The organism is Clostridium pasteurianum (assembly GCF_001705235.1).
Classification (GTDB): Bacteria; Bacillota; Clostridia; order Clostridiales; family Clostridiaceae; genus Clostridium_S; species Clostridium_S pasteurianum_A.
In genome coordinates, this window is the sequence record NZ_MCGV01000001.1 from 1862846 (window position 1) to 1877596 (window position 14751).

Here is a 14751-nt window from a genome sequence, read left to right on the forward strand (position 1 = left end):
AGTGCTGAAGGAACGGTTTAAAAAAATCCTAATAAGTCTTGGTAAAAAAATCATAGAATACTTAGATATTTCAATTTGTCTGAGCTTCTTTTCAGCGAGTTATTGAAATATCTTAGTATTCTATGATTTTTTTTGCCTTAGACTTATAGAATTTTTTTAATGTTCCAAAGCACTGTTTCTTCTCTTTCTTAAACATTCACGTACTTGTCTAATTCATCTCTTCTTGCTTCCCAATCTGGTATAAAATTGCTTACATAATTATAAAATTCTTTTCTATGATTCCTATATTTTACATGACATAATTCATGAACTATAACATATTCTATGCATACTTTAGGAGTTTTTATTAACTGGGTATTTAAAACTATTTTATTTTGTGATGGGCTATAGCTCCCCCATTTTGATTTCATTTTTCTTATACTTAGCTGTGGCTTTTCATCATACATTCCACTAAATAATTTATATACTTGATCATACAAAAATTTTAATTCTATCGAGGCAACCTTCTTGTACCATTTTTCTGCATAACTTTTTTTATACTTGAAATTATCTTTTTCCTTTACATACATATATATGTTATTCCCAAAAATCCTCATTTTATTTTTTATGCCTTTTTTAACTATAAGCTTGTATGGCGTTCCAAAAATATAAAATGTGTCACCATCTGAATATTTGATTTCTTCATTTACGTCAATAATATTTTCTATCCTCTTCATCTGCTTTAATATCCACTTCATTTTTTTATATACAACTTCTTTTACATATTCATCTGATACATTCTGGGGAGCAGTTACCTCTATACCGAAGTTCTTATTAACAGAAATTTTTATGCTCTTTCTTTCCTTACGAACCAGTGAAAATTCAATTTTTTGATTCATATACTCAATATTCATGGCGCTTTCTTTCCCTTTTCATTTAAAATTTAAATATTTTATTACGATACTAAATTTATAATATTCCCATAAGTATCCCTCCCCCCACATTTAAATATTTTAAAATTTCGTTTCATCAGTTTAGTTTTATAAATTAACCATGATTTTCCTACAATTTTTTCTATTTTTAATGATATAAGCTATTATTTTAACATTATCTTGAAGGTTATAAGTTTAATTTACGTATTTGTATAAGTTTATTATAACATAATATTTATTTTTTTACATATTTCATCATTAATTATTATTTTCGTTTTAATCTAGGTAAGTACATTTTTTTAACATTGTAAAAGTAACATTAGATCTGTTCATTATTTTTTATCTATAGCATTGAATATATTTTAATGCTATAATTGTTTGAAACATATGTTCGTATTTTGAAAGGAGATATTAACATGAACTATAATCAAGGTTCATTATTTGAGAACAAAAATAGTACTCCCCTGGCTGAACGCATGAGGCCAAGAACTTTAGATGAATATATAGGTCAAGGGCATATATTAGGAAAAGGAAAAGCTCTTAGAAATATGCTCAAGAACGATAACATTACTTCAATGATATTCTGGGGGCCTCCAGGTGTTGGTAAAACAACTCTGGCCATGATAATAGCTGCTATGACTAAATACGAATTTATTGAATTTAGTGCAGCAACTTCAGGAATAAATGAAATTAAGAAGGTTATGCTAAAGGCTGAAAATAATAAACGTTTTGGAATACGCACTTTACTTTTTATAGATGAAATTCACAGATTCAACAAATCTCAACAGGATATTTTTCTGCCTCATGTCGAAAATGGAGATATAGTTCTAATAGGTGCAACTACAGAAAATCCGTCCTTCGAAATTAATTCCGCATTACTTTCAAGGTGTAGAGTTTTTGTTATGAAGCCACTTTCTATAGAAAATATAGTTGAACTTTTAAAAAATACCCTTAATGATTCAAGAGGCTTTAAAAACAAAAAAATACGAATTTCAGATAAGCTTTTAAATTCAATAGCAATATACTCAAATGGAGATGCTCGAACTTCTCTTAATGTTCTTGAAATGGCGGTGCTAAGCAGCAAATCAAAAGATGGAACTATGACCATAACTAAAAATATATTAGAAGACTGTATGCAGAATAAATCACTTTTGTATGATAAAAACGGCGAAGAGCATTATAATTTAATTTCTGCTTTGCACAAATCCATGAGAAATAGTGACCCTGATGCTGCAATTTATTGGCTTGCTAGAATGCTGGAAGGTGGGGAAAATCCTCTGTATATAGCAAGAAGACTTATACGTTTTTCTTCTGAAGATGTAGGTGTTGCTGATACTAATGCTTTGAATGTAGCGGTAAATGTTTATAATGCCTGTCACTATATAGGCATGCCTGAATGCAGCGTAAACCTTACAGAAGCTGTAGTTTATCTATCCTTAGCCCCTAAATCAAATTCTCTTTATGCTGCATATGAAAAAGCAAAAAAGGATGCAAAAGAAACTCTCTCCGAAGGTGTTCCTCTTAATCTCAGAAATGCCACAACGAAACTAATGTTAAGTTTGGGTTATTCAAAAGGCTATAAATACGCACATGATTTTGAAAATAAAGTAACAAACATGCAGTGTATGCCTGATAATTTAAAAAATCAGAAATACTATTTTCCAACAGAAGAAGGTAATGAGAAAAAATTTAAAAGCAGAATGGAGTATTTGAAAAAAATCAAAAATTAAGGAAGAAAAATTAAGAATGAATGTAACTTTTTCTCAATTTCACTATGAAAACTCTTAAACTTATAAGTTTTTTCATTTCAACTAATGGAAATGTTCTTTTCTAAATTAGTAGATTTTCCAAAGCAAAGCGTCAGAAAATCATCATTCATTCTTAATTTTTATTTTAATATGACAGATCCAAACCCATATATGATTCCTGCAGTTTAATTACGGCTTATGCCGTTACTATTAAGATTACCTGTATAGGGTTACGAGATAATGGGTCTTTTTTACCCAAGCCCCTGGATGATTATATATTAAGTACCTCAACTTCGCTGTCAAATTTCACAATTTCCTCTATTGTTTCATCTGGTATATCGCTTAAATTTCGTACTATTTCTTTTACTGTACTGTATAATTTATAAGAAAGCTCCTCTTTTATAATATACAGCTCTCTTTCAAAATCAAGATTAAGTTTTGAATATCTCATATGACTTTTATTTATATATACTAAAAACTTTCCCTTTTCAGTTTTATATACAGTATATGAATGCTGAAGTACATCATCTCTTTGAAAATTACTTGCATCACATAAAACTCCATTTTCAGCAAAATAACCATTTGAAGTTTTCTTTATAAATTTATTATCATTAATCCACCCACTATTAGCTATTTCTTTACCCATAAATTTTATTTGCCTAATAGTAGGTATTATAATGCTATTATTATAATTTTTAATCGTAAGACATACTTCCTTATTACTTTTTTCATTGCTCTGTATATAACTTTCTAACGCCTTACCAACTAAAGAAGATAACGACATATTATGATCTTTAGCAAAGTCCTCTGCTTCATCATAAATTTTTGCCTGTTCATCAGCAATATATATATTCTTTCTATTTGTCTGTGTCATAATTTATACCTCCTATTCTCGCATCAAACGTATACACACTATGCTTATATACTCATTGTACTACTTATGTTCAAAAAATCAATATAAAATATGACACTTTTAATATTAACTATAATTTATTTTAATTATTTTTTAAAAACGCTTCCTATATATTCTAAATGTAGTTAAAAATATTCCAAACAAACATATAAATACCAAAGTCATATACACATATCTCATTCCATAAACAAAAACATCATCTCTTCCGAAAACATAGTCTACTACTCTATGTCCTATCTTAATACTCATAAAATTGTATAAAATAGTTGTAGATAATGTTATCCCTATCATTTGTCCTAAATTTCTTACTAGAGAATTAATACTGCCTGCTATTCCAAGCTTATTTTTAGAAACCGTAGACATTATTAGCGAATTGTTAGCTGGTTGAAAAAAGCCTTGTCCTAATGCTATTAAAACTATACACAATGCTGCATTTATTAAAAGAGAATGTTCATTCAAAAATGACATAAGTAAAAAACCGCCTGACATAGATATAAGTCCTACGAGTGTTAATATTTTTGCCCCTAGCTTATCTGACATATTGCCTGTAATAGGGGAAATTAAAGCTATAATTATTGGCTGAATCATCATAAATAGTCCTGAATTTGCAGAAGACATTTTTAATGTATCCTGTAAATAAAATGGAATTATAATTATTGAAGCACTTATACAGACAAAAGATACGAGAGCACAAAACAAACTTAATGAAAATAAATCATTCTTAAAAATTTCAAGATTCAAAAGTGGAAACTTAGTTTTCCTTTGTAATGCAATAAATACTATTAAACAAATTATTGATAAAACAAAACTCACTATAATTATTGGATTTTTGTATCCAAGCTGCTGCTCGCCAATTAAAGACCCAAATAAGAGTATTATTACCATAAAATATAATACTGATCCTTTTGTATCAAATTTTTCATCAATATTTTTACCTTTTGGAAGCACTAATAATCCTGCTATAAAAGCTATTATTCCTATAGGAACATTTACAAGAAATATATAATTCCAACTAAACAAACTTATGATGAAGCCACCTACTGGAGGACCTATCATTGTTCCTAGTGCAACTGCTGATGCTAAAATTCCAAGTGCTTTTCCTCTCTCCTCTTTAGGAAAAATTTGAGTTATAATACCTTGATTATTAGCCATATAGGCTCCAGCTCCTATACCCTGCAATACTCTAAAAATCAAAAGCATTATTAAAGAGCTTGAAAATCCACACATAAGTGAAGCAGCAGTAAACACTATAGTACCAATTTTAAATATACTTGACTTTCCCTTCATATCACCCAATCTTCCAAATATCAAAAGACTAGCACATATAACCATAACATAGCTAGCAACAACCCACTCTATTTCAGCCATACTCACTGAAAGCTTTTTCGCCATTACAGGTAATGCTACATTTACAATACTGCTGTCAACGCAAGATATAAAGGACATCATTACTACAACAAATAAAATAGTCCATTTGCTGTAATGTTTATTTTCTACTAAATTCATTATTAAACTCGCCTTCCTTTTTTAGCATGTTATTGATATAATAAATTTTGTTATATAATGCATAAATTCTATTACATTCTGCTTTATATAGATAAAACTTACGCCTATATATTAACAATATAGTTGTTATAATTCATTAATTATCTTGCTAAACATTAGCACTATTTTGCTATATAAGGAGGAACTATGGAGAGAAATAATCAAAATTACTTTTATAAGAAAATGCCAGATAAAAATTTTGTTGTGGATATATTTAAAAAAAGTCATAATACTAAAGGTACTGTAATGAATGCACATTGGCATGAGCATCTCCAATTTTTTTATTTTATTAAGGGCAACGCACTACTTCGATGTGATTCTAAAGAAATACAGGTTTGTGCAAAAGACTTCATTGTCATAAACAGTAATGAACTTCATTATATGAAAAGCCTGTGTAATAACTTAACATACTATGTATTTAGAATAGATTTATCATTCCTCTTTAGTAATCAAGCTGACTCATGCCAAACCAAATTTATGACACCTCTTGCAAATAATCTGATTTCATTTAAAAACTTAGTTAGAAATAATACTAAGATAGAGAAATGTTCTGAAAGCATTATAAAAGAATACTTTTCAAAGAAAATAGGCTTTGAACTTGCCATAAAATCATACGTGCTTAGATTAATAGTCATACTCCTCAGAAATTACATTGAAAAAATTTATACCAAAAAACAATTTGATTTTAAAGTAACCAAACTAAAACAAATTGATAATATATTGAAATATATACAAAGTAATTTCACTAAAAAAATAACTATAAATGAACTGGCAAATCTAGCCCACATCAGTAATTATCATTTTTGTAGACTTTTTAAACAATCTACCGGTAAAACAGTAATAGAATATATCAATGACTTGCGACTAAAAAAAGCTATACTGCTTTTAAAAGACAGCACACTAAATATAACTGAAATAGCCCTATCCTGCGGCTTTAACGATGCAAATTACTTCAGTAGAGTTTTTAAAAACAATATAAAAATGTCACCTTCTCAAAAAAGAAGCGAAGTAAGAGTATTTTGAAACATTAAATAAAGCTCATAAGTCTAAGCTCCAAATTATAAAAAGACTAAGAAATTTTAATAACTCGCTGAAAAGAAGCTCAGACAAATTAAAATTACTAAGTCTTTTTATAATTTGAAGCAAGACTTATTGAGTTTTATTTAAATCGTTCCCAAAATACTCTTACTTCGCTTATAATAAAAGCACGGAGGAATTTTTTCCTTGCCTTACCCTAAAAATGAAGTAGCATTGATGACTTAACAATTTAAAAAAACTCTAATGAATGTTATTATACACGAGGTTTGGGCAATTTAGAAAATGCTTATATGAAGTTGTTGGTCATAATGTAAAAAGTGCCTATTTATAGTTAAGAAGGATAATGGGTCTTTGACCCAAACCCCGTATATGATCGTTATCCTTCTTTATTTCAAAAGGGCACTCTCTCTTTATAGGAGGTTTAGATAAGTTTTTAAATCAAAGTTGTTATTTGTAAACATTAAGATAGCCTGTATTTCATAAAGAATGATAATTATCATATATGAGTTTTTGGCCCCCCTCATCACCTGCTGACGGGCGAAGCGATGTCAGCACTAATGATATCTAATACATATTATTCACACCTAAAATTCCGTAGGTACGGAGGAATTTTTTCCTTGCCTTATCCTAAAAATGAAGTAGCATTGATGAATTAACGGTTTAAAAAAGCTCTAATAAATCTTGGTGAAAAAATCGTAAAATACTTAGAGTTTTAATTTGTTTGAGCATTTTTTAGCGAGTTATTAAAACTCTTAGGATTTTACAATTTTTTTACCTTAGATTTATAGAGTTTTTTTAACGTTAATTCATCAATGTTACTTCATATATCCACCCTTCATAGGTGATACAGCACATTTAGTGTAAAGTCCTAAAACTCCCTTAGTATACCTTGGTGCAGGTTTTACCCAATTTTTCTTTCTTTCTTTTAATATACTTTCAATTTCTTTTTCTGTTTTTTCTGTGCCAGCCACTCCTATTATGTCAAGCCTTCTTGCCGGTATATCTACTCTAATTAAATCTCCTTCTTCAACAAGTGCTATGGGTCCACCTTCACTTGCTTCTGGAGAAACATGTCCTATTGCTGGGCCTCTAGTTGCCCCTGAAAATCTTCCATCAGTAATAAGAGCTATAGATTCCACTAATTCTGGGTCAGATGCAATAGCCTCTGTTGTATAAAACATCTCTGGCATTCCAGATCCTTTTGGTCCTTCATACCTTATGAATACAGCATCACCGGGTTTTATATCTTTAGTAAGTACAGCCTTAATTGCATCTTCTTCACAATTAAATACTCTTGCCTTTAAAGTTACCTTCATTAATTTTTTAGATACTGCGGAATGCTTTACTACTGCTCCTTCTGGGGCTAAATTTCCTTTTAAAATAGCCAAAGCTCCTTGTTTTTGAATTGGATTTTCTTTAGGTTTTATTATATCTTCCCTTTTTACTCCCAAAGCTTGTATTAATTTTTCATGTTCCCTATAATAATCACTTTTTCTTATTTCATCTAGATTTTCACCTAATGTTTTTCCAGTAACCGTCATAACATCTAAATGTAAAAATTCCTTAATCTCCTCCATTACTCTTGGAACTCCACCTGCATTCCAGAAATATGAACCTGGATAAAATCCACTTGGTCTTACATTAAGGATATATGGAATCCTTCTGTGAATTTCATCAAATAATTCTGGTTTTATTTCTATGTTAAGCTCATGAGCTATAGCTGGAAGATGCAAAATTCCATTACTTGAACCTGCAATAGCTGCATGTACCATTATTGCGTTTTCAAATGCTTCTTTTGTCATTATATCTGATGGCTTTAAATCCAATTCTATAAGCTTAAATATTTGTTTTGAAACTTTTTCAGCAGCTTTTTTTAATTCTTTTGAAGTTACTGGTATTAAAGCTGTACCAGGAAGAGCCATCCCAAGCGCTTCTGACATAATCTGCATCGTAGAAGCTGTTCCCATAAAAGAACAAGCACCGCAGCTTGGACATGCATTACATTTATAATAATCATATTGCTTCTTTGTTATTTCTCCTCTTTCATATTGAGCAGCATAAGTACCAATTTGCTCAAGTGTAAGCATATTAGGTCCTGCATTCATAATTCCACCTGGAAGCATTATAGCTGGCATATCTAACCTTGCCATTGCCATCAAGTGAGCAGGCATTGCTTTATCACAACTTGCTATAAATACGCCCCCATCAAAGGGAGTAGCTTTCACATGAATTTCCATAAGATCTGCCATTATATCTCTTGAAGCAAGTGAATAATTCATGCCATCATGTCCTTGAGTCTCCCCATCACATATATCTGTAGCAAAATATTTAGCACCTCTGCCTCCATTATCTTTTAATATATCAAACACTTCATCAACTAAAGTATTAAGATGTGCACTACCAGGATGACTATGACCAAAACTACTTTCAATCACTATTTGTGGTTTTTCCAATTCTTCAAGTGTCCAACCAGATCCCAATCTAAGTGAATCAATTTCGGGAGCTTTCTTTCTCATCTCTTGACTTCTTAACAAATTAATCACCTCTTATTTCTATTTGTATTACAGGTTTATGAATATTATCTGTTTAAAAGAGTTTTATTCTTTTATTATTAATTATATCCTTAAAGTTGTAATACAACTTTAAGGATATAATACCCTGAAAACGTTTCTTAGTCAATATGCCCACATAATATTTTTCAATCTTTTATAAAAAAAATAGAAAGTACTTTTAACTTTCTATTTTAAGTTCTTCAATTTTTTTAAATCATCTATAGTTCTAAGTGCATGACCTTTTGCATAAATAAAAGCCAATTCTGGATCTCTATTTTTTATAGCATCTAAGATAAGTCTGTGTTCACGTATTCCCCCTTTAGGACCAAGACATTCATATAATCCTCTTTGATGACAGTTAAGTATATTCGCAAGAAGCTCAGTTATTTTTATTATTAAAGAATTTTCACTTCCTTCTGCAATTTTAGTATGAAACTTTAAATCCTCTTCGGTGAATTTCTTTATATCATTTCTATAATCCATCATATTTTTATATGTTATTTCAAGTTCTTCAATTAATTTATCATCACATCTTTCAGTACATAATTTAGCCGTTTCTGGCTCCATAATTAACCTAAATTCTAATATATCTAAATAATTATCCTTATCTAAAATGAGCATTGGCAGTAAACTATTTAAATACACTGAAGGCCCCAAATCATTTATGTATGTACCTCCACCTTTCTTTTTGCTCAAAATATTAAACGCAGCTAATTTTTCTATGCCTTCTCTTACAGATACTCTGCTTACATTTAGCTCTTCGGCTAGTTTAGTTTCAGACATAATTTTTTGGCCAGGTTTCCATTCCCCACTAAAAATTTTTTCTTGTATTTTCTTTAGAACCTTATCGCTTGTTCTACCATCTTCCATATAATCAATCTCTCCCCTTATAAGCTCTTTATATTATACCAAATTTACTTTACATTTATCTAAAGCAGGCACAATTTGAAATTAAGATGGATTTCTCATAACTCCCATAAACACGGGAATTGATGTTTTAGTATCTATAATCATATAAACAAATGGACGATTAAACTTAATTTCTATGTTATCTTTAGTAGGTCTACATAATGTCTCTTTCGGCTTTATTTCTGTTGCTGCCGCTGCTTCCGTTCCACTTTCATCAATTTTAACAAAAGTTTTATGCTGAATATCTGATATATAAAGATTATTGTCTATATCATTCGCCCTATAGTACATTTTACTAAAATCAGCTTCATTCTTATTAAATAAATTATCTAGTCCCATACTTTTAAGAACATCATTCAAAGACATTTGAAACTCGGATGTAAACTTAGGTAGCATTACAGTTACTTCACCGCCGGTCATGTTACCTAGCATATTCTTTATTGTATTTTCATCAAAACTATTAATATAATCATTTAAGTTTATATTAGAAGCTGGCATTACAGCAATAAAATCAAATCGATTATCATCATATGGAAGTTCAACTGCTTCTTCTTTTTCTGTTTTTATAAAATTTATAAAAACAGAATTCTTCATAAACTTTACTTTTGTATTTCCACTTTCATCTTTAAAATCATCCTTAAAAGTATTTTTAGTTTTAAAAGGATCTTTCCATTTTCCTTTGAAACAAACTGTATTTATTAAGTACATTTTTGCATCAGGCTCTACTTTATCAATTAATTTATCTATTAAATTATTAGTTTTATTTTTCACCCAATCATTAATTTTCTTTGCTACATCTTTATTACCAAAATTTATACCATAAGCTTCTGCATTAAAATATAATTGATTTTTTTGGACAAATTCCTTTTTTATCTTAAAATCTTTTGAATACCACAATGAATTTGCTATATTAAATTTTGTATTTCCCATGTTTTGAGTGAGATTACCAATTAAATATTTATAATTCAAATTGAGCTCATCGTCATTAAGCTTGTACTCATTTAGTACACTTTCCAGTGCTTCTTTTGTATTTCCATCAGCTCCATTTAAAGTTAATCCTAAAGCTATGTACGCAGATAAAGGTGAACTACTTACATTTTCCTTTGATAATGCAGTCCTTTTAAAAATTTCAACAGAAAAATCTGATGCCGATTTCGCAAAATCAGTATTTATTTTTCTTTCTGCTTGGATCTTCGGTGTTTTAGGCGTTACTTCTGCTTTGCCACATCTATATTTATTAAAAAAGGCAATTGAAATTGAGCCAATACATATTAAAATAAATACTATCAATATTTTGCTTTTAGCCTTCATTTTATCCCCACTCCCAAAATAAAATCTTATATACATATTACCACATTAAACCAGTTTTATTGTTCATATAGAAAAAAATAATTTCTTAATTATAATATATATGGCCACTATACTAAACTAGGGGCTTTAGCAGTAAAAATACTACCGCTAAGCCCCCTAGTTTAATGCATTATTTTCTATTCATAAAACATTATTCTTATTCAGCTTTTATCTCTTCATCAATGGCCTTAGCAGCTCTTCTACCTGCCGCCATTGCAAGTATTACTGTAGCAGGTCCTGTTACATTATCTCCACCTGCATATACATGAGGCTTTGAAGTTTTTCCTGTCTCCTCATCAACTACAAAACAGTTCTTTCTATTTACATTAATTTCCTTTGTAGTATCGGATATTAAAGTACTTGCCCTTGTTCCTATAGCCATTATAACTCTATCTGCATCTATTATAAATTCTGAACCTTTTATTGGAATAGGTCTTCTTCTGCCAGAATCGTCAGGTTCTCCAAGCTCCATTTTTATGCATTTAATGCCCTTAACCCATCCTTCTTCATCACCTAATATCTCAACTGGATTAGTTAAAACATGAAACTCTATTCCTTCTGCCTTAGCAAACTTAATTTCTTCAACCCTTGCAGGCATTTCTTTTTCAGTTCTTCTGTATACTATGTGAGCTTCTGATCCTAGTCTTAACGCTGCACGAACAGCATCAATAGCAACATTTCCTCCACCAACTACTACAACCTTTTTACCTGAAATAAGTTGCTTATCATATTCATCTTTATAATCCTTCATTAAATTTATTTTAGTTAAAAATTCATTTGCAGATGCTGCTCCCTTTAGGTTTTCACCAGGTATACCCATAAAGTTTGGCACTGCAGCTCCTGTTCCTAAAAACACAGCTTTAAAATTCTCTTCATTTAAAAGTCCATCTACTGTTACTGTTTTTCCAACAACAACATCTTTTTTAATTTTAACGCCTAATTTTTTTAAATTCTCTACTTCATGTTTTACAATGTTCTTAGGAAGTACAAACTCTGGTATTCCCCATGTTAAGACTCCGCCTGCTTCATGTGCTGCTTCAAATATAGTAACATCATATCCAAACTTTGCAAGATCTCCAGCACATGCAAGTCCAGCTGGGCCACTCCCAATTACTGCAACTTTTTTACCGTTAGATTCTCCCTTCTCATTAAAAGAAACATCATTTTTTCTGCACCAATCAGCTGCAAATCTTTCAAGTTTTCCTATTGCCATAGGCTCACCTTTTATACCAAGCACACATCCACCTTCACATTGAAGCTCTTGAGGACATACTCTTCCACATACTGCAGGAAGTGAACTTGTATTAGATATTATCTTGGCTGCTTCAGCATAATTATCTTCTCTTATAGCTTTTATAAAACCGGGTATATTATTTGATACTGGACATTTTTTCATGCATCCTGGTTTTTTACATTGAAGACATCTATTAGCCTCTAATTTAGCTTCTTCTTCACTATATCCAAGGCAAACCTCTTCAAAATTTTTAATTCTATCTTCAACCTTTTGCTCTCTTATTGGCGTTCTTTTCATTCTATCCAAAACTAGCACCCCTATTCTTTCAGTAATTTAACTATTTTATATATAATTAATCTCTCCTATAAATACTACATCATAATACCTTTTCTTAAAATATATTTTATCATAAATTTTAATCAATATATATATCGGCAAACTCTATATTTACTTTTTCCACAATATTTTTAATGTTATTATCATCTACTTTTTTCACATTTACATATTCCTTCATAATTTCATTCTGTATTGCTGGAAACTCTATAGTAAATTTCGTCCCCACATTTTCCTTGCTTTCTACACTTATTTTCCCATTATTCATCTCTACTATGGATTTCACTAATGAAAGACCTATTCCGCTCCCCTGACATGAACTTGTGCGAGATGGATTAACTTGCTTAAATCTTTTAAATATTATATTTTGTTTTTCCTTAGGAATTCCTATACCATTGTCCTCTACCTCAAGTACTATTTTAGAACCCTTATCATGCATATTAATAAGTACCTCTCCATTCTCTCTTCTGAATTTTACTGCATTAGATAATAAATTTAGCATTATCCTCTCTATCATATCAGGGTCACATTTAACATACTTTTCTTCCACATCAGTATCAAATATCAGTTCCATTCCCTTTTGATGTAGGTAAGGTACTATAGACATACTTATATTTTCTACTAAGCTTATTATTTCCCTGTTACTAACACATGGTTTTAAAAATCCCGTATCAATCTTGGTTATATCAATCAAATTACTTATAATCCTAAGAAGCCTATAACAATTTTGCTTTAATATCTTTATATACTTATCTATACCAGCTTTCTCATCAATTTGCTTACCAAAATCTATTTTATCAATTCTTATTTGCATGACCTGCAATGCACTATATATAACATTTATAGGTGTTCTAAGTTCGTGAGATATATTGGCAAAGAATTCTCCCTTAGCCTTATCATTTTCTCTCATCTTAACAATTTCAGTCTCAATTTTTTCAGCATGCTTTATATTAGAAATATCCTTTACTACATTCAAAACTAACTTTTTTCCATCAACTAGTATATCAAATTTATTAACCTCTAAATATAATTCTTTGCCCTTAACTGTAGTTACTTTCCCATCAGTATCTTTTTTATCATCAGAATACCCTTTGTGTATAAAATCGCTTATACCTTTATCTTTAACAATTTCATTAGCAGATAAATCAAACATATTCCTTTGAACTTTATTCATAAATATTATCTTATTTTGTTCTTGTATTATAATTCCATCCTTGAATTTTTCAAGCACATTTTTATATGACTCTTTTTCTAGCTTTATTTTATTAATATTTTGCTTTGTATCATAAAATACTTTACGCAAACTTTTGTAAAATATTTTTTCGGACACCATAATGTAGATTAATATTGAAGATATAAGCTCCATAAAAAGACTAAAAAACACTAACGCCCTATTAATGCAAAATATGTTAGCCATCATTATAATTAAATACAAAAATATGTATTCCTTAACCAAATTTTTCTTCTTTATATATTGGCCTTTTAAGAATAAAGTATAAAGAAAAATTAAAGTTATTATTACGCATGTAACTATAGGTAAATACTTAAAGTTAACATTAAATCTTGCCATGCACATAATAAAAGCAACAACTATACCTATACTTGCAAAAAATATAGAATAAGTAATTTTTATATTTATATTTGCTTTTTTTCTTCCCAGTACAATAAAAGTACCATAAATATACGCATATGTAATACAATCCGTTGCTGAGTTAATGTTGACTATTAAATTTAAAAACTCATCAGATACAGCAATATATTTAATAATACTAGTTAAACAAATTATATCAATGCAGGTAATAGTAGAACATGCTATAATAATATAAAAAATATATGTTTTATGTAAAATCTTATAAGTTATAACAGCCGAAAATAGCACAAACATATTAAACAATGCTTTAAAAACTTCGTTCACTTCTATAGAAAATTTATAATTTAAAAATACAACTTGTAAAACGACATATAATCCAAATGCTAAAATGAAAAAAAGATTTCTAAAAAACTTGTCCTTATTATAATTAGTTTCAAGCTCCTTCACATTAAGACTATTCAATTTAACCCCCTCCAATTAGTTATCATCATTTATGCTATATTATTCACCATATGTAAAATCAATACATTTAAGTGCAATTTTATGCCTGTAAAATTCCTACTTTACACACATTATATTTTATCATAATAATTAACAAAATATAAATTTAAACCCAAATAATCTAAA

10 protein-coding genes are annotated in these 14751 nt (G+C 29.5%); 2 read left to right on the forward strand and 8 right to left on the reverse strand.

Annotated elements, in window-relative coordinates:
• Positions 1-188: 188 nt before the first annotated feature.
• Complete coding sequence (locus BEE63_RS08110; protein WP_066020913.1) at positions 189-893, reverse strand: M48 family metallopeptidase; 705 nt, start codon at positions 891-893, stop codon at positions 189-191.
• A 434-nt stretch (positions 894-1327) separates the two neighbouring features.
• Between BEE63_RS08110 and BEE63_RS08115 the strand changes: the two genes are divergently transcribed.
• Positions 1328-2641, forward strand: coding sequence for a replication-associated recombination protein A (locus tag BEE63_RS08115; protein ID WP_066020914.1), 1314 nt, complete (start codon positions 1328-1330; stop codon positions 2639-2641).
• A 289-nt stretch (positions 2642-2930) separates the two neighbouring features.
• Here the strand turns inward: BEE63_RS08115 and BEE63_RS08120 are convergent, their stop codons facing one another.
• Together BEE63_RS08120 and BEE63_RS08125 are read right to left on the reverse strand one after the other, a co-directional pair.
• The gene (locus BEE63_RS08120; protein WP_066020915.1) at positions 2931-3533 is read right to left on the reverse strand and encodes a hypothetical protein; all 603 of its coding nucleotides are present in this window, start codon (positions 3531-3533) and stop codon (positions 2931-2933) included.
• A gap of 132 nt (positions 3534-3665) precedes the next feature.
• Positions 3666-5078: an MFS transporter gene (locus tag BEE63_RS08125; RefSeq protein WP_066020916.1), complete on the reverse strand. Its 1413-nt coding sequence runs from the start codon at positions 5076-5078 to the stop codon at positions 3666-3668.
• A 186-nt stretch (positions 5079-5264) separates the two neighbouring features.
• On the opposite strand from BEE63_RS08125, the gene BEE63_RS08130 reads away from it, so the two are divergent.
• The gene (locus tag BEE63_RS08130; protein ID WP_066020917.1) at positions 5265-6140 is read left to right on the forward strand and encodes an AraC family transcriptional regulator; all 876 of its coding nucleotides are present in this window, start codon (positions 5265-5267) and stop codon (positions 6138-6140) included.
• 830 nt (positions 6141-6970) lie between these two features.
• Here BEE63_RS08130 and ilvD read toward each other — a convergent pair.
• The 5 genes from ilvD to BEE63_RS08155 form a co-directional block, all read right to left on the reverse strand.
• Positions 6971-8671 carry a dihydroxy-acid dehydratase gene (ilvD, locus tag BEE63_RS08135; protein WP_347464722.1) on the reverse strand — a complete coding sequence of 567 codons (1701 nt, stop codon included), beginning with the start codon at positions 8669-8671 and terminating at the stop codon, positions 6971-6973.
• Positions 8672-8893: 222 nt separating this feature from the next.
• Positions 8894-9577 (reverse strand): FadR/GntR family transcriptional regulator, encoded by a 684-nt coding sequence (locus BEE63_RS08140; RefSeq protein WP_066020919.1) that lies wholly within the window; start codon positions 9575-9577, stop codon positions 8894-8896.
• Between the two features lie 81 nt (positions 9578-9658).
• Positions 9659-10927, reverse strand: a complete 1269-nt coding sequence (locus BEE63_RS08145; RefSeq protein ID WP_066020920.1) for a serpin family protein — start codon at positions 10925-10927, stop codon at positions 9659-9661.
• 196 nt (positions 10928-11123) lie between these two features.
• Positions 11124-12506: an NADPH-dependent glutamate synthase gene (gene gltA, locus BEE63_RS08150; protein ID WP_066020921.1), complete on the reverse strand. Its 1383-nt coding sequence runs from the start codon at positions 12504-12506 to the stop codon at positions 11124-11126.
• 109 nt (positions 12507-12615) lie between these two features.
• Positions 12616-14586 carry a sensor histidine kinase gene (locus tag BEE63_RS08155; RefSeq protein WP_066020922.1) on the reverse strand — a complete coding sequence of 657 codons (1971 nt, stop codon included), beginning with the start codon at positions 14584-14586 and terminating at the stop codon, positions 12616-12618.
• Positions 14587-14751 lie beyond the last annotated feature (165 nt).

Coding starts and splice junctions, on each gene's coding strand:
- BEE63_RS08110 (WP_066020913.1), bottom strand. CDS start 893: ATGAATATTGAGTATATGAATCAAAAAATTGAATTTTCACTGGTTCGT.
- BEE63_RS08115 (WP_066020914.1), top strand. CDS start 1,328: ATGAACTATAATCAAGGTTCATTATTTGAGAACAAAAATAGTACTCCC.
- BEE63_RS08120 (WP_066020915.1), bottom strand. CDS start 3,533: ATGACACAGACAAATAGAAAGAATATATATATTGCTGATGAACAGGCA.
- BEE63_RS08125 (WP_066020916.1), bottom strand. CDS start 5,078: ATGAATTTAGTAGAAAATAAACATTACAGCAAATGGACTATTTTATTT.
- BEE63_RS08130 (WP_066020917.1), top strand. CDS start 5,265: ATGGAGAGAAATAATCAAAATTACTTTTATAAGAAAATGCCAGATAAA.
- ilvD (WP_347464722.1), bottom strand. CDS start 8,671: ATGAGAAAGAAAGCTCCCGAAATTGATTCACTTAGATTGGGATCTGGT.
- BEE63_RS08140 (WP_066020919.1), bottom strand. CDS start 9,577: ATGGAAGATGGTAGAACAAGCGATAAGGTTCTAAAGAAAATACAAGAA.
- BEE63_RS08145 (WP_066020920.1), bottom strand. CDS start 10,927: ATGAAGGCTAAAAGCAAAATATTGATAGTATTTATTTTAATATGTATT.